This window comes from Flavihumibacter sp. (assembly GCF_036676075.1).
GTDB lineage: Bacteria > Bacteroidota > Bacteroidia > Chitinophagales > Chitinophagaceae > Flavihumibacter.
On record NZ_JAKFDQ010000007.1, the window covers coordinates 661996 to 687904 of the forward strand.

Genomic DNA, 25909 nt, shown 5'->3' on the forward strand with positions numbered 1-25909 from the left:
TGCTTATTTTTAAGCATGAATATTGTGATTACAGGTGCCAGTAAAGGTATTGGCAAAGCAATAGCGGAACAGTTTGCTGCTGGTGGCCATTCTTTATTTTTATGTAGCCGCGGCGAAGCAAGTCTTTATAAAACTACCGAAGAGCTCCTCAACCGTTATCCGGGCAGTTCTATCAGGGCCATGCCCTCTGATATGAGTGAACGGCAGCAGATAAAGGCTTTCTCGGAATGGGTAATCTCATTTGGAATTCCTGATATTCTTGTAAATAATGCCGGATCATTCATACCGGGAAGTATTCATAATGAATCCGAAGGAGTGATGGAAGAAATGATGTTGCTGAATTTGCATAGCGCCTATCACACTACAAGGGCATTTCTGCCTTCTATGATGGCCAGGAAATCAGGTCATATATTTAATATTTGCTCCATCGCTTCCCTCAATGCTTATCCTAATGGTGGATCCTATGGAATAAGTAAATATGCTTTACTTGGATTCAGCCGTAACCTTCGTGAAGAAATGAAAATATATGGTATTAAGGTAACGGCGGTTATGCCCGGTGCCGCCTATACTGCCTCCTGGGAAGGAGCAGGAATTGATCCGGAGCGAATCATGACAGCAACGGATATAGCTATAATGGTTGAAGCTGCCAGCCGGTTATCGCCCCAGGCCTGTGTGGAAGATATCATACTAAGGCCACAATTGGGCGATCTTTGAATTCCGAAACATTTTAAGATTGAAAATTCGACACCTAATAATTATCTGTGTTTGGTTACTTGTACCGCAAATAGTAAAAGCCCAACCAAGTTTTTCCACGATTGTTGAAAAGCAGACCATCAGCATAAATGATGTATTGCAGGTACAGTTCATTTTGGAAAACGCAACGTCTATGGAAGGCTTCCGTGCCCCTGTTTTCCGTGATTTCCTTGTAATGCACGGGCCGGTGGAAACTACCGGCATGAGCCTAGTGAATGGACAGCTTAGTCAGTATAAAGCCATGACCTATATACTGAGGCCACAAAAGTTGGGGCGTATAATAATAACAGGAGCAACTGCAACAATAAATGGACGATTGATGCAATCAAATAATGTTGCCATTGAAGTAACGGATGCTCCCGCTCCAAGCCCCAATAAATATCCAATGAACCCGGGAATACCGGATATGATGCAAAGAGCTGAGGAAGATTATCTATTGGAGCCCGGGCAGAATGCGGCAGATAAGATCAGGAATAATTTATTGGTAAGGCTTGAGGTAGACAAAACATCGGCCTTTATCGGAGAGCCTATAGTGGCCACTTATAAACTATATACCCGACTACGTTCTGAATCTAGGGTGAGCAAGCGGCCTTCCATGAATGGATTCAGTGTTTATGATATGGTAGCCCCTGATGGCGGTGGCGCTTCAATTGAAACTTTTAACGGGTTACCCTACCAGGTCCATATCATCCGCAAAACACAGCTTTTCCCTCTACAGGAAGGAAGTTTTGTACTTGAACCAGTTGAGTTGCAGAATACCGTACGGTTTCTTCGCAGGAAAAGTTCAGATGGAATGGCAGAACAACCAAGATCATCTTTGGAACGTATGTTTGATGATCTGTTGACAGATGATATGGGTAATTGGGAGGAGCATCATATTACCCTAAGCAGCCAGCCCCTGACTATAACAGTGAATCCTCTCCCCGAAGGCGCGCCTCCCGGCTTTAATGGGGCAGTTGGAAATTTTACACTTAAAGCAACCCTCAATGACAGCACAGTGGCTGCGGGTGAAAATGCAAGCCTCGATCTAAGGATAGAAGGCAGTGGAAATATCCCCCTTGTAAACGCCCCCGCCTGGAACCTCCCTGATAGCTTTCTTGTTTATGATCCCCTGGTTAAGGAAGATATCAATAAGGTTGTTGCGCCTATGACCGGATCGAAATACATAGTGTATACATTCACGCCGGAAAAGAGCGGGACATTCAATTTACCAGGAATCAGTTTCAGCTTTTTCGACCCCCTCTCAAAAGCCTACCGCACAGTAGAAACGGACAGTTTGCGTTTAAATGTAACACCTGGGGTTAACCGAAAAATAAATCTTCCTGTGAGGGCAATTGATGGCTCATCAAGTGATAGATCTTCTTATTGGCTTATGTGGTTGCTGGCATTAATGCTTGCGTTAATAATATTCCTGGTATTTTATGGTCGCAAAAAGAAAAAAGAGAAAATTGAATTAGCGAGGGTAGAACAGGAATTGTTAGCCAAGGCTGAAACAGACAAGAAAATTGTAACACCATCTGCTCCAGCTGATCCATTGCTGATGGCACGCAAAGCCTTGAAGGAAAACGATGGTCGTAATTTCTACCTGGGAATAGAGAAAGGTCTTTGGGAGGTCATCAGCTTCAAAATGAAGTTGCAACGATCGGCCCAGCAGAAACCTTTGGTATTAGAACTGCTTGCATTAAGGGGATTATCAGAAAATGACCTTAGCGTATTAAAGGAAACCTGGGATAAATGTGAGTGGGCACTTTATGTTCCGGAATCCAGTGTAACTATTGATGGCTCAATGATTGAAAGAACTGAAGCGCTAATGGCCGCGATCCGTGTAATATGAACTACTCGCTGTATTTATAGCCAACCCCTCTTACAGAGTGGAAGTAACGTGGATTTCTGCTATCGTCCTCAAAATATTTTCGGAAGTTGAGAATGAAGTTATCGATGGTTCGTGTTGTAGGATATACGTTGTATCCCCAAACTGTCTGGAGGATCTTTTCACGGGGAACCACATCGTTTTTATTTTCGATGAGTAATTTAAGCAACATGGCTTCCTTTTTACTAAGCTGTATAGTTGTGCCGTTTTTTGTTACCGCTTCCTGGGCTTTGAAATCAATCCTGTTATCACCAAATACATAGATATCACCAATAGAATCTTTAACCTGTATACGGATGTTCTTATCAATAAGTTTCTGTACCCTTATCAGCAGTTCTTCAAGGTTAAAGGGTTTGGTGAGATAATCATCGGCACCTTTTTTTAAGCCCAGGACCCTGTCGGCACTGGTGCTTTTGGCACTCAACACCAATATGGGTACTTCATTATTCTGTATACGGATGGTTTCCATTACGGCAAGGCCATCCATTTCAGGTAGCATTATATCAAGAATGATCAGGTCAAAATATTCGTTCTGCACTGCTTTAACTGCGTTCAGACCATCAAAGGCAGAGGTTACTTCATATCCTTCCAGTTCAAGGTTTAGCTTGAGCGCTTCATGGAGGTTTTCTTCATCTTCCACCAATAATATCGATAATGATTTCATCGTTTATATCTGAATTGTATGGTAAAAATACTGCCCCTCGGATCATTATCTGAAACATTGATAAGGGCGTGGTGGTCGGTTGCTATTTTTTTACAAAGGAACAAACCCAGACCGGTACCCTTTGTTTTTCTCACTGCTTCATTTCCGATCCGGTAAAATCGTTCAAAGATTTTTTGCTTTTCTTCATTTGGTATACCGATACCCTGGTCCTTTACCTGCAGTATCACACCGGTACCACCATCATAGAGGGATAATATTATTGGGCTATCTTTTGGTGAATATTTAAGCGCATTATCAAGTAAATTATTCATCATTATTTCAATCAAAACAGGGTCCCCTTTAATAAATTGACCGGGCTGGATGTTCCATTCCATTAATCTGTCCGGGTATCTGTGTTGCAGGTCAGTCATTAGCTTTTCTGCAAGATTGGAAATGGCAATGTCTTCCAAGACCATTTTGTATCCACCAGCCTCCAATTGAGAGGAGAGTAAAATATTATTGGTCAGTGTATTCAGGCGATTGGTTTCCTGAAGCGTCATCTGGATAAGTTTCATTTGCTTCTCCTCATCGAGCCTGTGTTTCTGTAGTGTTTCCAGGTTAAGCTTTGCAACAGCAATCGGCGTTTTTAACTCATGGGTAATTGCCATCATAAAGTTCTGTTGTTGCTGAGCTGTTTTGAACTGCCTTCTTACAGCCCTGAAAACGAATACGGCACCCACCAGGATAATTAGCAGGAACGTAATACCCTCTCCATTGAATTGCATCGTTTTTCGCCGGGCTTCCTCATTGATCATTTCCACTTTCCGGATATAATCGGGGTCATTTGCAACCAGTTCCATTAACTTTTGCTGTGCCATCTGTTGATTCTGCTGCTGGAGTTTAGCAAACCAAAAGAAAAGGGCGGCTATGATATAAAGCAAAAGGAACCAATAAATGGCTGTGGCGATGGCAAGTTTCTGCTTAGGTAAAAAACGTAATGGCATAATCAGTTGGGTGCCCTTTCCACCCTTATCCCAACATTCAGGATATGTAATAATGGATCATCACGCATTATCTGCTCCAGTTTGAAGCGGTACGTTCCAGGTTTTAAGGGAATGGCAGAGGCAGTAATTCTTATACGGTGTTCATAAATATCATCCATCCCAACACCCAGCCATCCCTTTTCATTACTGGCAAGTTGCAGGTCGAGTGATTGAGGTGAACCAGTACTGTCACCAGGCGCAATTGTATGGATCTTCAACCATAAATTATTGTAGCGATAGGCTTCCGTATGCCGGAGTACCACAAAAAGATTATACAGTGATGTAGTATCAGTGATGGTGAAACTTATTTCGGGTTTCACTGCTGATGGCCAGCGATGCTCCTTCAGGGATACATTTTTTTCAAAAAGATCCACTTTCTGGCAAGAGGCAACCAGTAAAACAGCTGGCACTATTAAAAACAAAAATCGATGAACGAGTTTCATACCTGTAAAAATAACTTATAAAACATTCAGCACCTGCTCCTTGGCTTTTTCCAATTCATCTTTCATCATAACCACAGACTGCTGGATAGTAGAATCATAAGCTTTAGCGCCGGTGGTATTGATCTCCCTGCCAATTTCCTGCAGCAGGAAGGAAAGTTTCTTTCCTATCTCTGAATCATTCTCACGAAGCATGGTCCTGAAATAGTCACAATGGTTTCTCAGACGAACCATTTCTTCGCTGATATCAATTTTCTCTATATAGAAAATAATCTCTTGTTCCAGGCGATTCTTATCATAATTCTCCTGACCTACATTCTCTTCAAGAAGTTTTACCAGTCCTTCCCTTATCTTTTTTTGTCGCTGTGGTTCGAGTGCCTCAACGATGAGTTGTTGTTTTTCGATATTGGAAATCCTTTTCAATAAATCATCTTCCAGCACCTTACCCTCTTCGTAACGATGCATATTGAGTTCTTCAGCTGCCTGGTCAAGTATATCACGGAAGGTCAGCCACTCCTCTTCTGTTAAAGTATCGGAGCTGGGGGTAATCACTTCCGGAAGTTTGAGAATATTACCGAGGATCTGGGAAGGATCCAGTCCCAATTCTTTTGAAAGTTCAGCGAGCGGCTGGTAGTATGCTTTTGCCAGTGAGGTGTTAATAGATACAGGTTTTGCATTCCCGGTTTGCTTAAGGCTTACGGTGCAGTCAATTGTTCCTCTCTGCAGCTTTTCGGAAAGGCGTTTACGAATATCGAATTCAAATGGCTTCAGAAATGCGGGCATTCGCAATGAACATTCAAACTGTTTGCCATTAAGCGATTTAATGTCTACCAGGAAGGTCTTATCTCCCACATTCTGTTCTGACCTTCCAAAGCCCGTCATTGATTTCAGCATGTAAATAATGTTTAAGGGGCAAGGTAAGGAATTGAGAGGATAGAGGGATTAGCCGTTAAAAACCAGTTTATAAAATTCTTCCCTTGTAAATGATCGCAGTTCTCCAGGATGCCATCCCTCAATATTCAGGCCTCCTATACTATAACGAACGAGTCTTAGGGTTGGGAATCCAACACCAGCTGTCATTTTCCTAACCTGACGGTTCTTGCCTTCACTTATCGATAAACTTATCCAACTCGTTGGAATATTCTTACGGAAGCGTATAGGAGGATTTCTTTCGGGCAATGCGGGTGCTTTTGATAGCGATATAACTTTAGCAGGCAGGGTATGATGTATTTTACTGTTAATACTAATATCAACTCCTTTCTCAAGTTTAGATATAGCTTCTGGGGTGATCTCACCTTCCAACTGCACTAGGTAAGATTTTTCCCGCCGTTTAGAAGGCTGTAACAATGCGGCATTCACGCCTTTGTCATTGGTAAGTAGCAACAATCCTTCACTATCATAATCCAGTCTGCCAACAGGGTAGACATCTGTAGGAACATCAATGATATCCTTAAGTGTTTTCTTATTCCCTTCTGAACTGAATTGTGTCAGCACTTCAAAGGGTTTATATAACGCGAAGTAATGCAACATGAGGAATGAAACATTGAATAATAGACAGAAAAAAAGCCCGGGAGTAAACCGAGCTTTGTATTTTGGATGGGTTAGTAAGTAGGGAACAAAATTTCCCTACACAATATTAAAAATAATTTTTGCTAACGAAAAAAATATTTCAATAAATTTTATTCACATTTTTATTTGTCGTGTGGAAAAGCGAATCATGATTTCCATCACAACAGATGCAATTACCTTTGAGCAAATTTCAAATTATGCGATTCCCTTCTCCGGTTTCTTTAACATGGATGGCTGGATTGATCAATGCGGAGCTCATCGGCAATAGTTCTGGTATGGCAACAGGTATTAATGAGATCCATCGTGTTGAAGAAGGTGATCTTGTGTTTGTGGATCATCCTAAATACTACGAGAAATGTTTGTCATCAGCAGCTTCATTTATTATCATAAACAATCGTGATGTTATAGTTCCAGAAGGCAAAGCATTACTGGTTGTTGACAATCCTTTTGAAGCCTATACTACAATTGTTGACCACTTTCGCCCCTTCACACCTGCAACGCAATCCATTAGCAATACTGCTGAAATTGGAGAAGGCACATATATTGCGCCGAATGTTTTTATCGGACATCATGTTGTGATTGGAAGCAACTGCCGTATTCATGCCAATGTAACCATACTGGATCATTGTATCATTGGTAACAACGTGATAATCCAATCCGGTACCGTTATAGGATCAGATGCTTTCTATTATAACACTAAAAAAGATCGATCAATCTGGTATAAAAAAATGCAGAGTTGTGGCAGGGTTATACTTGAGGATTACGTGGAAACCGGAGCTGGTTGTACTATCGACAGGGGTGTTAGTTCAGATACGATAATTGGAGCCGGTACCAAACTTGATAACCAGGTGCATGTAGGTCATGATACAGTTACTGGAAAGAACTGCCTTATAGCAGCACAGGTTGGTATTGCGGGTGCAGTAACGCTGGAGGACGGGGTAGTATTATGGGGTCAGGTAGGTGTAAATAAAACCCTTACTATTGGTAAAAATGCGGTTGTACTTGCACAGGCGGGCGTTCCTGGTGACCTGGAGGGTGGCAAAATTTATTGGGGATCGCCTACGGATGAAGCATCTGTGAAAAAAAGGGAACTGATCTGGATCAAAAGAATTCCAGAGATCTGGGCCAAACTGAAACCATAAGAATAAACTGTGTTCAAATTTATTCTGATGGCAGGTAATCATAAGGCACAGCTTCCGCCATCCTTTCATAACTCCAATAACCTGTATTGATCAGATCAGTCTGTTGATGCCAATAGCCATTTTCTTCAATTACAAAACTATCAAGGATATCAAGGATTGACAATTGCACCCTTATATGGGGTGGCAATTTAAAGAAGCTTACAAATTTGGGATCGGGTTTCTCCTTATTGTATTTGATGCGAAATTTTCCTTGCAGGGCAATGTCAACAGCACTGCTATCATAACTATAAAAGGCAGAGTCATAATAGTTTTCGATTGGTGTTGCCTCAAACTCTCTGGCATCGGGGTTCACACGCTCAAGAGCAAACCCTTCTTTCTGAATTGTACTATCATACCAGGCGCGCATAAAATGGAGTTTACTGCCCAGGTAAGCTTTCTTACGATTGAAATTCCATTTTGCCTGTTCTACATCAGATCCATTCATCTCTTCAAAAAAGGGATAACCTGTATAGGTGCTCAATTTAGGGCCATATTCAAAGCTCAACGAATCCAATTGATACCTGATCTTATAGCCGAGCGCATTATTTTCAATCTGCAAGTCTTCCTTTGCAAGCACTTTCAATTTATTACGTTTCTTACTATAGAAAAACCTTAATGCTTCAGGATTGAGCAGCTTACATTCTTTCGCATTTGCAGTTGTTCCAAAAAACAGCTCGTTGAAAAACTCACCATACTTTACATAACCATCAGGTACTTCATTGCTTCCTGCCACAGTAACACTTTCCATGCTTTTATCTTTTGCCATAAGAGAAATAGCAATTGGCTCAGTACTGGATGTATTGATACGCTGTTCAAAAGACTGGTAGCCGGTAAATGAAACTACGAGGTCATAACCTCCTCTCGGGAGACTTATGGCAAATTCTCCATCGGCATTGGTTATTACTCCGAAGGTTGTATTCTGACAAAAAACCGATGCTCCACTTAAGGGTTGTTGGGTAGCCGAATCAATCACCCTTCCAGTCACTTTAAATTGGTCCTGGGCATTAAGGGAATTGAGACATAAGAACAGAGCGGTAAAAAGTACGACCAGTGTTTGCATAAGGATCAAGTTTGGAACAGCAATTAAAACGTTGTTTTAAGTGAAGTCGTATGCAGATGAATCAAAAAAGAGGCCATTTATCGTGAATGCTCTTGTAAATACCGTTTACAGCTCATCTTAATTGCCTCTTCAAGGGGGGTAAACTGAAATCCGGGTAACGCTCCCATAATTTTACTATTGGTAAATCGGGTTTTGCTTTGTGCGATTTTTGCAGATTCACGACTGAGTAGAGGTTTCTGCCCGGAAAATATTGATTTAAGTTTTTCGAAGCGCCATGCCAGGGAGCCCAGGAGCCGACTTGCCTCTCGTGAAGGAGGTTTTTTCCCAAAAGAAGTGGCCATCGAAGTGAGCAGATCCTTAAAACTCCAGTTGTCCCCATTTACAATGAAACGTTCCATTGAAATATCTGACTTAAGAAGTTGGACCGTAGCATTTGCAACATCTTCAACATAAACAAAGCCGTTTACTCCATTGGTATACCAGGGAAATTCCTGCCATGCATTTTTGAAAATAGCACAGCTACTGTTATTCCAGTTTCCATAGCCGAGTATCGTACTGGGATTCACAATTACACCCTGCAGGCCTTCAGCCATTCCCCTCCACATTTCCATTTCTGCTTTCTGTTTGGTAATGGCATAATGAGTATTATTTCTGCTGATAGTCCAGGTTTTATTCTCGTCTACGGTCTCACCGTTTTTGGTTCTACCAAGCGCGGCCACCGAACTAACATGTACCATCTTCTTAATACCTTTTTCAATAGCCATATTCACCACATTAGCCGTACCATTTATATTGGTAGCATACATTTTATTACGGTCGGCCTTATGGAAAGAGACTACTGCGGCTGAATGGATGACTGCGTCAACATTTTCCATTGCATCTTCCAGCGAACCAATGTTGAGAACATCGCCTTCAACCCAGTTGACTTGCTGCATTATTTCGGGATCAATAAAATTGGGCAGGGCACTATCTTTTCTTTTAATGGCAGTTACCTTGAAACCATCCAATATGAGCCTCCTGAGGATATAGGCCCCCAGAAATCCAGTTCCTCCTGTAACCAATATGTGATTCATTCCTGCTTCGGGATTACCTGTTGGGGTCATGAAGTCAAATCTAAGTAATAATAAAAGATATCAATAGGTATAGTAGCCTTCACCGGATTTCCGACCCAGTTTTCCTGCCGCAACAATTTGTTGCTGTATGGCTGATGGTGTTAGTCTTGAGGGTTTACCGAGTTGTTCATATACACTGCAGCTAACCGCATAATTTATGTCATTACCGATAAGGTCCATCAGATGGAAGGGTCCCATTTTAAAACCGGCCGACTCCATCAGGGCGTCAATAACGGTCATGGACACGCCCTCCTCCGCCAGCCGTAAGGCTTCAATGTAATAAGGCCTGGCCACGCGATTGACGATGAAGCCTGGTGCATCAATGCATCGCACTGGTTTCTTTCCCATATCAAGCGCCAGTTGCATAACCAGTTCTATAGTTGCAGCACTATTAAATTCAGTTTGGACAACTTCTACAAGTTTCATTATGGTGGCGGGGTTAAAAAAATGCATACCGACCACCCGTGATGGGTCAGGCAATGCCCTGGCGATTTCCGTTACTGATAAGGATGAGGTATTAGTGGCAAAAATGGTGGCCTCACTATTTACTTCAAAAAGCTGCCTGAAAAGTTCCTGTTTGGCAAGTGGCTTTTCGAGAATGGCTTCAATTACAAAATCAGCTATACATGACTGGTAGCTGGATGTAAAGGACACCCCATCAAGTATTATATTCCGGGTAGATGCAGAAATTTTATTCTTATTTACCAGAGATTGCAGGTTTTTCTCCATGCCCATCCGGCTCTGTTTCAGCATGCTTTCGCCGATATCATATACTGTAACAGTAAATCCATGCTGGGCAGCAGCCTGTGCAATACCGGTTCCCATTGTACCAGCTCCACATACGCAAATGGATTTGATCATTGAATTCATTTATAAACTTGCAGTGAACTGTTGCAGAAACCTCACATCGTTTTCGCTAAAGAGGCGAAGATCATTTATCTGGTATTTCAGCATAGTAATTCTTTCAATGCCCATTCCGAATGCAAAACCAGTGTATTTATTACTATCAATACCACAATTTTCCAAAACCTGGGGGTGAACCATTCCACAGCCAAGTATCTCAACCCAACCGGTATGTTTACATAGATTACAACCTTTTCCGTTGCAAAGCAGGCAGCTTATATCCATCTCTGCACTGGGTTCTGTAAAGGGGAAATAGGATGGCCGGAAGCGGATCTTTACATCGCGTCCAAACAATTCCTGAACAAAAAAGTATAGGGTCTGTTTTAGATCGGCAAAAGAAACATGTTCGTCAATATATAATCCTTCCACCTGGTGAAAGAAGCAGTGTGCGCGTGCCGAAATCGTTTCATTTCGGTATACCCTTCCCGGGCAAATGATGCGAATTGGCAGCTTACCTTTTTCCATTTCTCTTACCTGAACATTGCTGGTATGTGTACGTAGCAACCAATCGGGATTCTGGTTCAGATAAAATGTGTCCTGCATATCGCGGGCGGGATGGTTCTCGGGAAGGTTCAGGGCGGTGAAATTATGCCAGTCATCTTCAACCTCCGGACCTTCTGCAACGGAAAATCCCAACCTTCGGAATATTGAAATTATCTCGTTTCTCACCAGGCTGATGGGGTGCCTCGAACCAAGATTCATTGGGTCACCCGGAAGAGTCAGATCAATATCATTGGTTGATTCAACGGGGCCTGAAAACGAGGACTTCCAGGATTCATATTTAGCTTCTGCAAACTGTTTAAACTCATTCAGGATAGCGCCAAATTCTTTCTTTTGTTCGGCTGGAACATTCTTCATTTCACCAAACATGGCTTTGACGATCCCTTTTGTACCAAGAAACCTTATGCGATATTCTTCTAAGCTGGCCGCCCCATTGGCCTGTGTATTTTCGATCTCTTGCTTATATGCTGCGATCTGGGATAAGAGATTTTCCATAGCTCAAAGATAAGGAAAAGCACGGGGGGCTGAAATCAACGCAGGAAGAGATTCACATAGATCCATACAAAAGGTGTTGCCAGGAGGATGGAGTCAAACCGATCAAGAAATCCACCATGGCCCGGCATAAATGATCCGCTGTCTTTTACATTGGCCATCCGTTTAATCTTACTCTCCAGAAGGTCGCCAAAAGTTCCGAAAACAGCTGCGATCAATGCTATTATTACCGAATGGGTTAAAGAATAAAAATAATTGGTGGTATATGATATAATTGCCATTACAAGAACGCTGAGCATTATACCCCCGATGGTTCCTTCCCAGGTTTTTTTTGGAGAAATAGCACTTAACGGGGTTTTTCCTATCAGGGAGCCGACTATATATGCCATTGTATCATTAATCCAGATAGAAAAGATAATCAGCATAGGCAAACGCATATCTTCCCATCTCATTTGTACCAGCAGACCAAAGCTAAGGGAGATATAGAGCAACCCAAGTATGGAGTGTCTGATGTTTCTCAGGTTAATATGCCGAGAAAAAAGCAATTCCATAATTGGCAAAACAAGTATAAGCACTAATCCTACCCACCAGGCTATTGCATGAAGCGACAGAACATCAGAAAAGCTATCGTCTCCTGTAAAGAACAAAAGAATACACCAGCCCGCAATCATTACTCCATATCGGTGAAAAGGCGTGATCTGTTTATAATCAGGATCAATTTTCTCCAGCAGTTGCTGGTATTCATACCAACATCCGAAATGTATAATTGAAAATAGCAACAGGAACAGCCATTGGTTCCAGAGTAATCCAGCCAACATAACCACTGCAAAAATTATTGCAGTTCCTGTTCTGGTTCTGAATGTTTGCCAGTTAAAAGCCATGAAGATTATTTTACTCGTTTTGGTTATCCTGCCTGGCCGGCAATATCAGTTCATCATCCGTATCATATATTTCCCCATAATGTGTATGAGATATTTTTCGCATATACCACAGTATCGCCAGAATGGCCACGAAACTAAAGATAACAAACCCTGGTGGCAGCGGATGCTCCTGGTCAATATAGGTCTTATCGCGGTAAACATAGATAACCTGAATAGCGTTATTTACGAAGTGGCCGATGATGGCGGGCCAGATACTACCGCTGTACCAGTACAAGGCGCCAAGAAGAATACCCAGCATCATTCGGGTAAAGAAACCAAGAAATTGACCATGAAATGCTGAGAATAAAATGGCGGTGATAATGATTCCCATCCACGGACTTTTTGTTACCTGAATAAACAGTCTCTGCAACACTCCTCTAAAGAAGAGTTCTTCAGCAATTGCAGGCAGAAGGGCAATGATTAACAGCATAAATGCCAGGTCGGCCGGACCCTTCATATCAAGCATTGCTTTTACCAGTTTCCGTGCATTCTCTTCGGCTGCGCGCATTGCCAATTCGGTATCCTTAAGAAATGAAGGAAGATGAATCTCCTGATTTAATTTATTAACCCATGCAGCTGCCGGGAATGCTATTATCAGCAAGAGTAAGCCAAGCCACCAAAAACTAGATGGCATGGGCCTTTTAAGTCCGATATACTGTAGGGGGCGATTATGGCTGAGATAAGCAAAAATAAGGGAGGGGATCAGGAATACAACAATAGTAAGCAAGCCCTGGAGGCTACGTAATGCCGGGATCATTCCTGGTTTATCATAGTCAATAGATTGCAGATCGATGACAGAAATATCATGCATCCAGGCAACAAAAATTTGGACCAGCGAACCCAGCACCAGGTAAATGCCAAAGCAAAGACTCCCGAAAACCAACAACTGCAACCAGGCTGGTTTATACTTAAGATAGGTATTCATATTGGTCAGATGTTGCCATCACGGTTTAAGTTGGTAAATTTGCGGTTCTGCCCGTGGAAGCCATGCTGCAAGATGCATTTTTTTTGTGACCATGCAAGTGCACCTGCGGCAGCTTAACGCAAGGCATAATAAAATACTCTATTGATACAGATAGGAAATATAACATTACCGGAGTTCCCATTGTTGCTTGCACCTATGGAGGATGTAAGCGACCCTCCTTTCCGTGCGGTATGCAAAGATAATGGCGCTGACCTGATGTATACTGAATTCATCAGTAGCGAGGGATTAATCAGAGATGCCATGAAGAGCCGGCAGAAACTCGACATATTTGATTATGAACGTCCGATTGGCATACAGATTTTTGGCGGCGACGAGGAAGCCATGGCGCTTAGTGCGCAAATTGTAGATGCTGTTAATCCCGATCTGCTTGATATCAATTTCGGCTGCCCCGTTAAAAAGGTGGTTACAAAAGGTGCGGGTGCCGCCGTGTTGAAGGATGTAGATATGATGGTAAAGTTGACGGCAGCCTGTGTAAGATCAACTAAATTACCAGTAACGGTAAAGACCCGTTTGGGATGGGATACCGAATCGATTAATATCAATGAAGTGGCTGAAAGGCTACAGGATACAGGTATCAGTGCATTGTCAATACATGGAAGAACCCGTAGCCAGTTGTACAAAGGCCATTCAGATTGGAGTCATATAGCCCGCGTCAAAAACAATCCAAGGATCAGCATTCCGATATTTGGCAATGGTGACATTGATTCACCAGAAAAAGCATTGGAATATAAGAACCGATATGGTGTGGACGGGATAATGATAGGCAGAGCTGCCATTGGCTATCCTTGGATCTTCAGGGAAATAAAACATTTTCTCTCCACTGGCGAACACCTCACTCCTCCGGATATAGTTCAAAGAGTGGATGTGATCCGCAAGCACCTGCACAGGTCAGTAGAGTGGAAAGGGTTGACACCGGGCATCAATGAAATGCGTCGGCATTACAATAATTACCTGAAAGGACTTCCTAACATAAAAGAATTCCGCCTTAAGCTGGTTACAGTTAAAACTGTTGAGGAAATAGATTACGTGCTGGATGAGATAATGAAACAGTATCAAGGCTATCAATTTGAGCGTCGAACTGTTGATATGGACAATATGGCCTATAATTGCGGCTAAGGGTTGGGGCTACTTGAGTATATCAGTCAAAGATTTGTCCATTGGTGAAACAGATGGAGCGAAATACCTCAGGAGCACACCTTTTTCATCTACGAGGTATTTGGAAAAATTCCACTCAGGCGCCTGGTTGCACCAACCATTTAAGTTTGGATCACTCAGCCATCGAAAAACAGGATTCTGGTCATTTCCTTTTATAACAGTTGTTTTTCTTGCCAGGGGGAAACTTATTCCATAATTGACTTTACAGAAGTGGGCGATTGCCTCATCGCTACCTTTTTCCTGCTCCTTAAAATCATTTGCCGGAAACGCAATGATCTCCAGCCTGTCTTTATATGTATCATAAAGCTTCTGCAGTGTTTCATACTGAGCAGTATATCCGCAATCAGAAGCTGTATTAACAATTAACAGTTTCTTGCCTTGCATTGAACCAAGAGATATCTGCTGTCCATTATTGGCAGTATAAGAAATGGAGTAAAGAGAACTGCATGGATGTTTTCCTGAATTCTCCAAAATGCCGGATTTGGCACCAAATAATTTTCCTGCTTTCATTATCAGTGGATAAATCAATTTCATTATTTGTTGTCTGCCACTCATTTCATTTCCGTTTGAAAAAATTATTAGAAAGAATACTATTAGGGATAAGCTTAACGTACCAAATAAATATTTACGCATCATGCTTACCTGATTAATTTTCGAAACAACGACAATTTTCCCTTGAAGGGGGGATATTTCATTGCCGGATCAAACCATGTGGGTGTTTTTAGTACTGCTTTCTCATGGGTGAAGCAATCGAAAGAATGCTTACCATGGCAGGCGCCCATCCCACTCGTACCCCGACCACCGAATGGCAGCGCCGGATTGGTAAAATGCCAGCTGCTATTGTTTACAGCGCCACCACCAAAAGGCAAAGCATGTATCCATTTTTCTTCTTTCTCTTTGCTGGAAGTATATACATAAAATGAAAGCGGGTTCGGATTTCTTGAGATGATCTCAATAGCCTCATCCATGGTGTTGAAGGAGATGATGGGAAGCACAGGGCCGAATATTTCTTCCTGCATAATGGGGGCGTCCAATGAAACTTCATCCATCAAAGTGGGCTCAATATAAAGGTCTGCCGCGTTTGTTTTGCCCCCAAAGATCACCCGCCCTTGCTTTAGATAAGAACTTATTCGTTGAAATTGCTTCTCATTTATTATTCTACCGTAGTTGTAAGAGACCGCCGGGTCTTCAGTAAAAAAATCAGTTATAACTTTCTGTAACGATTCTACTAATCTGTTCTTCACAGAATGATGTACTAATATATAATCGGGAGCGATGCACATTTGTCCGGCATTAGAATAAGTAGTGAGTCCAATTCTCCTGGCTGCTACTTCAATATTGGCATCCGCTTCCACTACACAAGGGCTTTTACCACCGAGTTCGAGTGTTACGGGAACAAGTTGCGCTGCGGCCATCTTGTAAATTGCCTTACCTACTGCTGTGCCTCCTGTAAAGAAAACATGGTCAAACCTGAAATTATTCATCATGGATGGAATAACAACTGAGCCATCACCTTCGATATATAGAATTTCATTTTTAGAAAAACCGTCTGCTATTAATTTTTTCATAACCGCCGTGGTAGCCGGAGCATGTTCGCTGGGTTTGAGGACGATAGCGTTGCCCGCTGCCAAAGCACCCACAAGCGGCCCAAAGAGAAGTTGAAATGGATAATTCCAGGGCCCGATGATTAAAACAACACCTAAGGGTTCTTTATAGATATGACTGGAAGATGGAAGATTCATGAGGTTTGTTGAAACCCTTTTGGGCCGCATCCATTTTTTCAGGTTGGCCAATGTGTGATTTATCTCAGAGAGAACAAACCCCAACTCCGTGACCCATGCCTCCTCTTTGCTTTTACGGAGATCAGCATAAAGGGCATCATACAATTCCTCTTCATACTTTAATAATAATGCTTTCAGTTTGAGCAATGAATTGCGTCGTGAATCATATGACCTTATTGCACCAGACTTAAAATTGGCGCGCAATCCATTTAAAGCAATCAGCATTTCATCGTCAATGGACTTTTTTTCAGGAAGGGTGGCTATTTGCATATTTCAAATTACGACAAAAAAAAGGTCATTAATTATTTCACTTCCTACCTAATAACAGTGCTGTAATATTATTGTTTAATTTCGGAGGAATGACCGATGAATACTACATGCAACAAGCATTACGAGAAGCTCAACTGGCTTTTGATAAGGGTGAGGTTCCCGTGGGTGCCATAATTGTCATAGATAATAAGATCATTGCCCGGGGGCACAACCAGGTGGAGCAATTAAAAGACCCTACCGCACATGCCGAGATGATAGCTTTAACATCGGCCTTCAATTACCTGGGCGCAAAGTATCTTCCTGACGCAGCACTTTATGTTACTGTTGAACCTTGCCTGATGTGTACCGGAGCATTATATTGGAGCAAAGTTAGCAGGGTTGTGTGGGGAGCTGCAGATGAAAAGAATGGGCATGCCAGGATTACGGGAACCAACTGGCCTTTTCATCCAAAAGCTATTGTAGAAAGGGGGGTAATGGCCACGGAATGTGCTTCCCTAATGAAGAGTTTTTTCGAAATGCGTCGTTAACTTTTTTAACATTATTCTACTCGCTCAATTAACAAATTCTTGTCAATCTTTCGGGGTCCATTTGAGTCTATGCTGTATAATTAAAAGATGATGAAAAAGATTATACTTTTTGTGTTGCCCATGGTCCTTTTTCTCGCGGCCTGTAGCCGCCAGGATACTGGTCCGAGGCAGCCCATAGACGAATCTTACTGGTTACAGCGGGAAAGGGGAATTGTTGCTTATAGCGATTTCCAGTGCGACTACTATATTGTGGAAACATATAATGGTTTCAGTTTGATGAGAGCATGGGGTGGCTTTACACCATTAAGGGGGTCTGTAGTATACGGAGATCTGAATCGCTATGGTATGCAAACTATTTACAACAGATCGGAGGGTTTACTTATGCAGGCCGATGTACGTGATTACTGGATGACCTACTGGGATGCTATTGACCAGATGGATTGGTATTGTAGTACCAGTGGTTTTTAATTATAAAGTAAACATGGAATATAAGAAAGGGCCATCCGGAAAAACGGATGGCCCTTTCTTATTCACAAATCACTATTGCCAAAATCACTCATCCCACCAAAGCCTTAATGTATTATCATCAATTGCAGGAACGTTTGCACCGTTTCTGCTGGTTTCTACAGATGGATAAACTAAACGGCGTACAAATGTAGTGGTAGCAGCATTTGCAGGCATTTCAAAATCTGTATAACCATAATCAAAACGCCTGGCATCATTCCATGTTTCAGGACTAAGAAAAAGGGCTTTGTATTTCTCGTCGAAGATGCGTTGAAGGGTTAGGCCATCTTCTCCAACTGCCACCACATCACTGGCCAGGTAAGCATCGCGATCAGCAGCCGCAACACCAAGTCTGTCGAAATTGGTGCGGATGCCCTTAAGGTAGGCTGAATATGCCCTTGCCTTATCGCCAGACCGGAATGCCGCTTCAGCTTCAATAAAAAGCACTTCTTCATAGGTGATAATAAAAAGTGGGGCCTCATCATTTGAGTAATAGCCTTGCCTGCTTATATAACTTTCTTCATCATCAATACCTGAACCTACCCGACCCACTCCATTAGGAGTGCCGCGATAATCCCCAAACTTGGTGAGGGTGGCAATCTTATCGATGCGTTTATCTACAACCCCAAAGGTTGTTCCATCCATGGCATCTACAAACTGTTCTGATAACCATCCATCAAGAACAAGTTGCTCGTTATTTAAGGCAACACCAGCCCATGGGTTTCTAATGTCAAAGGTTAGTATTGCAGCATCATCATCTGTTGACTCATAAGAAGCGTCAACTTCTTCCAGAATTGCTGTTGCATCATACTCCGAAGTTTTACTTACGCGGTTTAACATCCTTGCTTTAAGGGCATGGGCTGTTTTGATCCAATTTTCTACGCTACCCTGGTGAATAAGGTCAGAATTATCGGTTGGGAGGGCAATCGTAGATCCGGATTGTCCAAGTAATACAATACCCTCATCAAGATAACTAAGGATGGTAGCATAAATTGATTCTGCATCGTCGTACACCGGTCGAATAAATTCACCGGTAAATGCCTGTTCAAAAGGCGCGGCCCCCCATAGGTCATGTATCTGGATAAGGTCCATGGCCTGCAGTATTCTTGCTACTCCCTGGTACTCTGTAGCACCACGCTCTCCGCCCATTTGGTAGAGATCATATGAATCACTCAGATTATCATAGAGCTGAGTCCAGCTACTGCTGGCATCAATTGGCTCAAAAATATCTGATGCTCCACCTGGGTTGGGAGAAGCCAGGTATTGAACATAATAAGAACTGGTATTAGATACGCGGAATACATTTAGTGCCGCATCAAATGTTGCCCTGGCAAGAAGTCCATTTAACGGAGGCCTTGTGGCCTGGTTGGGATTATTATTTATATCCAGGTATTTTTCACAGGATGTGAGCCCAACTACAGACCCTGCAATAAGCATAAAATTTATTAGTCTTTTCATAATAAACAAGGTTAGAAGTTAAGGTTTAATGTCATGATATAGCTACGGGTAGCAGGATAAGTAAATCCACTGAACCCATCCATATTGCTTCCGGCATTAAAGCTTGAAGATTCAGGATCAAATCCATTATAGTTAGTGATTAACCAGAGATTGTTTCCTGTAAGTGAAATAGAAGCTCCCTGCACAAACGTTTTTTCGAGTAAGCTACGTGAGAAGTTATATGTGAAACTTAGATTTCTCAATCTTACCCATGATGCGTCATGTACAAAATTTTCAGAAGCGCGACGATAAATATTTCTGTAATAACCTGCGCCGTAGTTTCTGCCATCTGGTCCTACAGCCTGGCCCAACCAAACCTGCTGGGTATTCGGCTGCCCATCAGGCAGTACGCCATTAAATACTATCGTTTCATTCCTGTTCTCTGTATAATCTGCAATGCCAAATGCTGCCATAAAATTCTCTAACTGGTTATACCGGAATTGACCTTGCTGTGTATCAAAGAGAAAACTCAAATTGAAATTTTTATAAGTAAAGCTGTTGCTGATACCACCGATCCATTTTGGCTGTGAGTTACCAAGAATGCGTTGGGTTGGATCATATATCGGGAATCCGGCATTAGATCCGGTTGTAGCGATCTGCAAAGGAAGATCTTTATCAACGGTATTTTTATCATCGGTCTTATCGCCGTAGTAACGAAGTAAGGATGAACCATAGAGGTTACCCACTGCAGATCCCGGTACGTACTTCATGGTAACGGTGGATCCGACATATCCAAAATGGCTTCCTATTACTATTTCGGTTAGTCCTTCCCGTAATGAAATAATTTTATTTCTGTTCCTGGAAAAATTCACATTAACATCCCAGTTAAAATTTCTGCTTCGAACCGGATTGGCGCTTAAGCCCAGTTCTATTCCTTTGTTTTCGAGCTCACCTGAATTCAGGATGAACTGCGTATATCCCGATGTTGGTGATACGGATACAGGAATGATCTGGTCAGTACTGTTAAGTTTGTACCAGGAAAATTCTAAGCCCAGTCGGTTATTGAGAAATTTCAGATCTGTTCCAAATTCCAGTGTCCTTGTTCTTTCAGGAGCGAGGTTAACATCGCCTTTTGAATCGGAACGAGTCCAGAGCACCTGACCATTTGACTGAAGAACACTTGTTCCATAATAAGAATTGGTTCTGTATGGTGTAGTTCCTTTTCCAATCTCGGCATAACTGGCACGTAGCTTTCCAAAATTTATCCAGGAAGGAAGGTCTAACATATCACTGAATACATAAGAAAGACTTACAGAGGGGTAGAAAAATGAATTGTTTCCTATGGTAAGAGTAGAAGTCCATTCATTTCTTGCTGTAACAGTGAGGAACAGATAGTTATCCCAACTCATTGTGAGATCCCCAAAAACACTTACCAGTCTGCTCCGGCTCAGTACTTCTGATGCAGTTCTGAATTTGGTATTATTAAGTGTAAGCAGATCAGGTATATCAAGTTCCTGTCCATCTGCTGTGAGGGAATGGCTTTTATAATCCTGAACATCGTGGCCTACGCGTAAAACTGTATTAAACTTCTCTGACCAATCATTATTTGCAGAAATAATAAGATTGGAATTGATGATCCTGTTTCCAATACGTTGTTCATTAACAAATCCAAGTCCGTTGTCTTCGTAAACGATCTCATCCACAACACCTTTTGGACCAGGTGCAGTATAGCGCCGGAAGTCACTGTAATTATCAATACCAAAACGATAATCAACTGCGAGCCATTTAAGTGGCTTATAACTGACCAAACCATTGGCTATTATGCGGTTTACATTGTCGCGTAGTTGATTTGTTGCTGTTCCATATACCGGATTATTGTTTCCATAAGTTTTCATAGTGCCGTCAGGGTTTATATAGTCCATTACATCCCAACGCGGCGACCAATATGTGAGGCTCTCATTATATCTATCTGCATTAACTCTCAAGCCACCTGAATTGATATAATTTATTGAGGGACTAAAACTCAGCTTATCACTGACTTTAAATTTTCCATTTATCCTGGCACTTATATTTTTATAATCAGTGTTGGGAATTGTACCATACTGTTTGAAATATGACAGTGAGGAACTCAGCAATGCAGCTTCAGTTCCTCCAGACATATTGATGCTTGCCCTGAATTGGTCGCCCTGCTTATAACCTTGTTTGTAATGATGGTAGATTTTATCGGGATGTGTTGGATCAATGGCTTTGGCAGCTTCTGTAGTTGGTCCCCAGCTTGGCCAAAAACTGACTGGATCGTAAACACCATTATTACCCTGGCTGAATGTTCTTTGCACATCCGGGAATTTATTCACCTCATCTATTCCATAGGAAGATGTGAAGCCAACCCTCATCTTACCTGACCTGGCTGATTTGGTTGTTATCACTACAACACCATTAGATCCCAATGATCCATACAATGCAGTTGCAGCGCCGCCTTTCAAAACAGACATGGTTTCTATATCATCAGGATTAATATCCGCTACCCTGTTAGACATCCCTCGTAACTCGGATTGATTACTGGAAGATACAGTTGTACTGTTGTCCATAACAACGCCATCAATTACAAACAAGGGCTGGTTGTTAGCATTCGGATCAAGAGAATTTATTCCGCGGATAATGATCCTTGAACCCTGGCCAGGTGCGCCACCTGTGCTGTTAATCTGTACACCAGCAACCTTACCCTGCATGGCATTGATTACATTGGGTTGTCGCATATTTACCAGGTCATCGCCTTTAATTTCCTGGGCCGAATATCCCAGGGCACGCTTTTCCTTTTTGACACCAAAAGCAGTAACGATGACCTCCTCCATTCCTTCCCCTTCCTGAAGACTTACGGATAGCATGTTGCTTCCGCCAACTCTTATTTCCTGGGACAGATACCCGGCGTATGATACCAGAAGAATGGTATTATTATCCGGTACGGAGATAGAAAAGTTTCCACCTTCATCAGTTGTAGTTCCAGTGGTTGTTCCTTTGATTACAACAGAAGCGGAAGGTACCGCTTCACCTCTGGCATTGGTGACCTTCCCGGTCACTCTTCTTTCCTGTGCAACACCAATCAGTGAAATGCATAGAAAAAGCAAGAGATTTACCGCAAGCAGTAATTTTCTCATGAATAATGTTTTAAGTAATTAGAAATGGTTAATACACTAATTTAACGTTTAATGCCGCATAAAATGGCAAAAATTTGCGGACAAGTGCAACTTTAGGATAAATGGTTTGTTAGAAGCTTGAAGTTTTGCCTATTCAGCTAATGGTTCTAAATTTGCAACTCCTCCCATTGAACTTCTTATTTTTTTTAATCTTTAAATACTGATCTTATGGCATTTACACTCCCTGCGCTCCCTTACTCCCATGAAGCATTGGAACCGCATATTGACACGCAGACCATGCAGATACATCATGGCAAGCACCACCAGGCATATGTAGACAATCTGAATAAGGCCATTGCAGGCACAGAAAATGAAAGCAAGACCATCGAAGAACTTATTGCCAATGCCGGAGCTCATTCAGCGGCAGTTCGCAATAACGGTGGTGGCCACTGGAATCATAGTTTTTTCTGGGATAGCCTGGCCCCAAATGCAGGTGGACAGCCATCGGGCACATTGAATGATGCCATCACGGCTGCATTCGGATCATTTGATGCTTTTAAGGAAAAATTTGCCAATGCTGGCATGACGCGTTTCGGAAGCGGCTGGGCATGGCTGATAGTTAAGAATGGCGCCCTGGAAATCAGTTCCACACCAAATCAGGACAATCCATTGATGGATGTTGCTGAAGTAAAGGGAACACCAATACTTGGTGTTGATGTTTGGGAACATGCTTATTATCTTAAATACCAGAACAGAAGAGCTGATTATCTCGCAGCATTCTGGAATGTTGTTAACTGGACAAAAGTTGCGGAACGTTTCAGCGCTGCATCCTGATAAAAGTTCTAAATGTATCTTTATACCTGATCCCGCCCATGGGGCGGGATCTTTTTTTAAAACTATATCATGAAAAAGATTTTAACTGGCCTCTCGGCCATTATTCTGTTTGCTGCCTGTTCAACACCTCCTCAAAAAAAAGTAGTAGTGATGGCAAGTGGTAAGCTTGTTGTATCGGGGGATGGCGTAACTATTGAGCCAGGGACCCAGCACAACGAAGAAACCATTAATATCAAAGGTGATAAACTGACCCTTTCAGGTCCTGATGGTAATAAGGATTTTCCTGTTACAGAATCCGGCACCTTTTTATTAAATCTGAAAAAAGATACCCTTATCGGGGGATTTCAGCCATTTGGGGAAGCAGCATCCCGTGAGGGTAGAATCACCCAGGACCAGTTAATGGAACGGATGGATAGTCTTCAACAACTTATGGTGGGTTCTAATGTTGCGGCGGAAAAAAGAAATCATTTCCTGGCTCCGGGAGAAATGAAAAAGATCACTGCGGCAGACAATGCAATCCTGGTTGGACCATTCAAAGGAATGCCTGCTTCTTTGACACCAGACAAAAATGGCAATGTGCCAGAGGTCTATAAATTTATTACCAATAAGGATGCGCGGGAAACTTTGGGCAGGCTAGAGAAGATGCTTAAAGCTGAAGCTGAATAATATTCAGGTAATTCAGGGTACGGGATCATAGCCCGATCCGCCCCATGGGTGGCAACGACCTATACGTTTTATAGTAAGCCAGAAGCCTTTGAAAATACCATATTTTCTAAAAGCATCAAGGCTATACTGTGAGCATGTTGGTGTAAACCTGCATTTGGGACCCAGTATTGGCGAAATACCCCACTTGTAGAACCGGATCAATCCAATAAAGGGTAAACTCAGAATTTTCTTCAATTTTTCCATACACTAAATGATTGGTGTTTGGGGTTTTTCAAAAAGCAACCGTTGCAATTTTTCCAATGATTGACCGGTTGCTTTTTCACATATTTCCAAACCCGGCAATTCTCTGCCGGTGTATATCAAAAACAGGTCCACCCTTATCTGCAATGAATCTACCAGCCCGGTAAGCCCATGTTTTTGTGTGCGATATGATTCGCGCAAAAGTCTTTTGATACGGTTGCGGTCAACCGCTTTCCTGAAATGACGTTTGCTTACCCCAACACCTGCCAAAACACCTGGTCTAGGTCGCAGACCATGTGCAAGGCCTTGCTGATCTGTTATCACCGAATTGAAACTCTCTACCTTGTAGTAAATCCTCAAGGGATAAATGGAAAAGCTTTTGCCGCTCTTGAAAAGTTCATCGATCTTTTTGCGATGCTTAAGCCTTTCAGATTTTCTTAATGAGTTTATCATGATTATCCGGTATCTCACACTTGTTCGAACATCCCCCGAACATCTGTCAGACACCTATTTTATACAAAAATAGCTCCGGACCGGCATAATGCGGCGGAGCTATAAATATCATCGAAACCTCGCACAAAGGCGGGATCAGATTACTTTAATTTGCTTTCAGAAGAAACGCTTAGTTTCTTACGACCTTTCGCACGACGGCTAGCCAGCACTTTACGGCCATTGGCGGTTTGCATGCGCTTGCGGAATCCGTGAACGGATTTACGACGACGGCGGTGTGGTTGAAATGTTCTTTTCATTTTACAAGTTTTTTACTAGCCCAAAAAATAGTCGCCTGTGGAGAGCCAGACGATTGAATTCCAATCACATCGGGCCACCATACCCGCTTGTGTCGTGAAAGGGACGGCAAAGGTAAGGAAATTTATCATTTTGATCTACTTCCTGATGAGAAAATTCAGGTTAGTTTAGAAAACAGCCCGGCTAGCCCAACTCAACTCTTGCAGCCTTTACACCCTGCCCGTAAAACATCCCCGCATGCCGTTCAAAATCGGTAACATCATCTGTTGTGCAAAACCTTCGGCTACCGCCTGTTGAAATGCGCGCAACCAGTTCAGGATGGCGTTTGAGGTAGTCAACCAGGCTTACAGCTACAATTTCACCTTGTTGCAATAACCGGATTCCCTGTGGCAGAAATTGCCTGATCTTCTTTTCAAGCAATGGATAATGAGTACATGCAAGCAGAACCGTATCGATATTTTCACCCTGTTCAAGGAGTTGTTTTATATCCTGTTCAACAAAATAATCTGCACCCGCCTTATCATACTCATTGTTTTCAACCAAAGGCACCCACATCGCACAGGCATGTTGATGTACTTTAAGTCCGGGGAAGAATTTAGCAATCTCAATGGGATATGATCCGGAAGAGACAGTACCAGGAGTTGCCAGTATACCAACTTCGAAGCTGCTAGAAAAATTTCCAATAACCTCTGTTGTAGGACGAATTACACCCAATATCCTTCTATCTGGTGCCAATTTGGGCAGGTCATTCTGCTGAATAGAGCGCAGGGCCTTTGCAGACGCGGTATTACAGGCCAGAACAACAAGCTGACAGCCCTGGTTAAAAAACCATTTTATGGCCTCCAGGGTATAGCGATACACGGTATCAAAACTTCTGGTTCCGTAAGGAGCCCTGGCATTATCACCCAAATAAACATAATCGTATTGCGGCAGGGCTTTTACGATTTCCTTCATTACGGTGAGCCCTCCATAACCAGAATCAAAAATTCCTATCGGAGCATTGGCCAGTTCGCCAAGCAGCGAGGCCAGAGGGTCGCCCATGGGTAATTCTCCGGGCTTTTTACTGGCAGGTACGATGGGAATATTTTCTGCGAGGCCATCATTCGTAATAGCATCCTGGTTGTCAGTTATCATATCATACA

At 42.4% G+C, this 25909-nt stretch carries 27 protein-coding genes; 8 read left to right on the top strand and 19 right to left on the bottom strand.

The features are described from left to right. Nucleotides 1-15: 15 nt before the first annotated feature. Nucleotides 16-714, top strand: coding sequence for an SDR family oxidoreductase (locus V6M43_RS05690; protein ID WP_332733180.1), 699 nt, complete (start codon nucleotides 16-18; stop codon nucleotides 712-714). 19 nt (nucleotides 715-733) lie between these two features. After that, nucleotides 734-2587, top strand: a complete 1854-nt coding sequence (locus V6M43_RS05695) for a BatD family protein (RefSeq protein WP_332733181.1) — start codon at nucleotides 734-736, stop codon at nucleotides 2585-2587. Nucleotide 2588: 1 nt separating this feature from the next. Here the strand turns inward: V6M43_RS05695 and V6M43_RS05700 are convergent, their stop codons facing one another. The 5 genes from V6M43_RS05700 to V6M43_RS05720 are packed head-to-tail and all read right to left on the bottom strand — an operon-like array spanning nucleotide 2589 to nucleotide 6279. Continuing rightward, nucleotides 2589-3287 (bottom strand): response regulator transcription factor, encoded by a 699-nt coding sequence (locus V6M43_RS05700; RefSeq protein WP_332733183.1) that lies wholly within the window; start codon nucleotides 3285-3287, stop codon nucleotides 2589-2591. Continuing rightward, entirely contained in the window at nucleotides 3284-4270 is a 987-nt protein-coding gene (locus tag V6M43_RS05705) for a sensor histidine kinase (RefSeq protein ID WP_332733185.1), read from the bottom strand. The genes V6M43_RS05700 and V6M43_RS05705 overlap by 4 nt, the downstream gene beginning before the upstream one ends. A gap of 2 nt (nucleotides 4271-4272) precedes the next feature. Continuing rightward, a complete protein-coding gene (locus V6M43_RS05710) occupies nucleotides 4273-4752 on the bottom strand; it encodes a gliding motility lipoprotein GldH (RefSeq protein ID WP_332733187.1) in 480 nt (159 codons plus the stop codon). Nucleotides 4753-4767: 15 nt separating this feature from the next. Beyond that, entirely contained in the window at nucleotides 4768-5643 is an 876-nt protein-coding gene (locus V6M43_RS05715) for a YicC/YloC family endoribonuclease (RefSeq protein WP_332733189.1), read from the bottom strand. Nucleotides 5644-5691: 48 nt separating this feature from the next. After that, nucleotides 5692-6279 carry a pseudouridine synthase gene (locus V6M43_RS05720; protein ID WP_332733191.1) on the bottom strand — a complete coding sequence of 196 codons (588 nt, stop codon included), beginning with the start codon at nucleotides 6277-6279 and terminating at the stop codon, nucleotides 5692-5694. A gap of 236 nt (nucleotides 6280-6515) precedes the next feature. On the opposite strand from V6M43_RS05720, the gene V6M43_RS05725 reads away from it, so the two are divergent. Beyond that, a complete protein-coding gene (locus V6M43_RS05725) occupies nucleotides 6516-7460 on the top strand; it encodes a UDP-3-O-(3-hydroxymyristoyl)glucosamine N-acyltransferase (protein ID WP_332733193.1) in 945 nt (314 codons plus the stop codon). Nucleotides 7461-7479: 19 nt separating this feature from the next. Here the strand turns inward: V6M43_RS05725 and V6M43_RS05730 are convergent, their stop codons facing one another. The 6 genes from V6M43_RS05730 to V6M43_RS05755 all read right to left on the bottom strand — a co-directional run bounded on the left by V6M43_RS05730 (nucleotide 7480) and on the right by V6M43_RS05755 (nucleotide 13412). Next, complete coding sequence (locus tag V6M43_RS05730; RefSeq protein ID WP_332733194.1) at nucleotides 7480-8559, bottom strand: carboxypeptidase-like regulatory domain-containing protein; 1080 nt, start codon at nucleotides 8557-8559, stop codon at nucleotides 7480-7482. Nucleotides 8560-8636: 77 nt separating this feature from the next. Further along, entirely contained in the window at nucleotides 8637-9662 is a 1026-nt protein-coding gene (locus V6M43_RS05735; RefSeq protein WP_332733196.1) for an SDR family NAD(P)-dependent oxidoreductase, read from the bottom strand. Nucleotides 9663-9692: 30 nt separating this feature from the next. Then, complete coding sequence (locus V6M43_RS05740) at nucleotides 9693-10532, bottom strand: 3-hydroxyacyl-CoA dehydrogenase NAD-binding domain-containing protein (protein WP_332733198.1); 840 nt, start codon at nucleotides 10530-10532, stop codon at nucleotides 9693-9695. Nucleotides 10533-10541: 9 nt separating this feature from the next. After that, nucleotides 10542-11570 (bottom strand): phenylalanine--tRNA ligase subunit alpha, encoded by a 1029-nt coding sequence (gene pheS / locus V6M43_RS05745; RefSeq protein WP_332733199.1) that lies wholly within the window; start codon nucleotides 11568-11570, stop codon nucleotides 10542-10544. 35 nt (nucleotides 11571-11605) lie between these two features. Beyond that, a complete protein-coding gene (locus V6M43_RS05750) occupies nucleotides 11606-12448 on the bottom strand; it encodes a phosphatidate cytidylyltransferase (protein WP_332733202.1) in 843 nt (280 codons plus the stop codon). 10 nt (nucleotides 12449-12458) lie between these two features. Beyond that, nucleotides 12459-13412 carry a CPBP family intramembrane glutamic endopeptidase gene (locus tag V6M43_RS05755; protein ID WP_332733204.1) on the bottom strand — a complete coding sequence of 318 codons (954 nt, stop codon included), beginning with the start codon at nucleotides 13410-13412 and terminating at the stop codon, nucleotides 12459-12461. Nucleotides 13413-13553: 141 nt separating this feature from the next. Between V6M43_RS05755 and dusB the strand changes: the two genes are divergently transcribed. Further along, the gene (gene dusB, locus V6M43_RS05760; RefSeq protein WP_332733206.1) at nucleotides 13554-14588 is read left to right on the top strand and encodes a tRNA dihydrouridine synthase DusB; all 1035 of its coding nucleotides are present in this window, start codon (nucleotides 13554-13556) and stop codon (nucleotides 14586-14588) included. 9 nt (nucleotides 14589-14597) lie between these two features. Here dusB and V6M43_RS05765 read toward each other — a convergent pair whose 3' ends face one another. Together V6M43_RS05765 and V6M43_RS05770 are read right to left on the bottom strand one after the other, a co-directional pair. Beyond that, nucleotides 14598-15182, bottom strand: coding sequence for a glutathione peroxidase (locus V6M43_RS05765; protein WP_332733208.1), 585 nt, complete (start codon nucleotides 15180-15182; stop codon nucleotides 14598-14600). Between the two features lie 83 nt (nucleotides 15183-15265). Continuing rightward, nucleotides 15266-16678, bottom strand: coding sequence for an aldehyde dehydrogenase family protein (locus V6M43_RS05770; protein ID WP_332733210.1), 1413 nt, complete (start codon nucleotides 16676-16678; stop codon nucleotides 15266-15268). 89 nt (nucleotides 16679-16767) lie between these two features. On the opposite strand from V6M43_RS05770, the gene V6M43_RS05775 reads away from it, so the two are divergent. Together V6M43_RS05775 and V6M43_RS05780 are read left to right on the top strand one after the other, a co-directional pair. Beyond that, nucleotides 16768-17205: a nucleoside deaminase gene (locus V6M43_RS05775; protein ID WP_332733212.1), complete on the top strand. Its 438-nt coding sequence runs from the start codon at nucleotides 16768-16770 to the stop codon at nucleotides 17203-17205. Nucleotides 17206-17295: 90 nt separating this feature from the next. Beyond that, complete coding sequence (locus tag V6M43_RS05780) at nucleotides 17296-17673, top strand: hypothetical protein (protein WP_332733213.1); 378 nt, start codon at nucleotides 17296-17298, stop codon at nucleotides 17671-17673. An 84-nt stretch (nucleotides 17674-17757) separates the two neighbouring features. On the opposite strand, the gene V6M43_RS05785 is transcribed toward V6M43_RS05780, so the two are convergent. Together V6M43_RS05785 and V6M43_RS05790 are read right to left on the bottom strand one after the other, a co-directional pair. Beyond that, the gene (locus tag V6M43_RS05785) at nucleotides 17758-19167 is read right to left on the bottom strand and encodes a SusD/RagB family nutrient-binding outer membrane lipoprotein (protein ID WP_332733215.1); all 1410 of its coding nucleotides are present in this window, start codon (nucleotides 19165-19167) and stop codon (nucleotides 17758-17760) included. Nucleotides 19168-19178: 11 nt separating this feature from the next. Next, nucleotides 19179-22301 carry a SusC/RagA family TonB-linked outer membrane protein gene (locus V6M43_RS05790; protein ID WP_332733217.1) on the bottom strand — a complete coding sequence of 1041 codons (3123 nt, stop codon included), beginning with the start codon at nucleotides 22299-22301 and terminating at the stop codon, nucleotides 19179-19181. Nucleotides 22302-22508: 207 nt separating this feature from the next. On the opposite strand from V6M43_RS05790, the gene V6M43_RS05795 reads away from it, so the two are divergent. Then, on the top strand, nucleotides 22509-23114 hold the full coding sequence (locus tag V6M43_RS05795) for a superoxide dismutase (RefSeq protein ID WP_332733219.1): 606 nt from the start codon (nucleotides 22509-22511) through the stop codon (nucleotides 23112-23114). 69 nt (nucleotides 23115-23183) lie between these two features. Beyond that, nucleotides 23184-23780 carry a hypothetical protein gene (locus V6M43_RS05800; protein ID WP_332733221.1) on the top strand — a complete coding sequence of 199 codons (597 nt, stop codon included), beginning with the start codon at nucleotides 23184-23186 and terminating at the stop codon, nucleotides 23778-23780. Nucleotides 23781-23792: 12 nt separating this feature from the next. Here V6M43_RS05800 and yidD read toward each other — a convergent pair whose 3' ends face one another. The 4 genes from yidD to murI form a co-directional block, all read right to left on the bottom strand. After that, nucleotides 23793-24023, bottom strand: coding sequence for a membrane protein insertion efficiency factor YidD (yidD, locus tag V6M43_RS05805; protein WP_332733222.1), 231 nt, complete (start codon nucleotides 24021-24023; stop codon nucleotides 23793-23795). A 3-nt stretch (nucleotides 24024-24026) separates the two neighbouring features. Then, the gene (rnpA, locus tag V6M43_RS05810) at nucleotides 24027-24473 is read right to left on the bottom strand and encodes a ribonuclease P protein component (protein ID WP_332733224.1); all 447 of its coding nucleotides are present in this window, start codon (nucleotides 24471-24473) and stop codon (nucleotides 24027-24029) included. A 140-nt stretch (nucleotides 24474-24613) separates the two neighbouring features. Next, on the bottom strand, nucleotides 24614-24769 hold the full coding sequence (gene rpmH / locus V6M43_RS05815; RefSeq protein WP_072037555.1) for a 50S ribosomal protein L34: 156 nt from the start codon (nucleotides 24767-24769) through the stop codon (nucleotides 24614-24616). 181 nt (nucleotides 24770-24950) lie between these two features. Then, complete coding sequence (murI, locus tag V6M43_RS05820; protein ID WP_332733227.1) at nucleotides 24951-25901, bottom strand: glutamate racemase; 951 nt, start codon at nucleotides 25899-25901, stop codon at nucleotides 24951-24953. Between the last annotated feature and the right edge of the window lie 8 nt (nucleotides 25902-25909).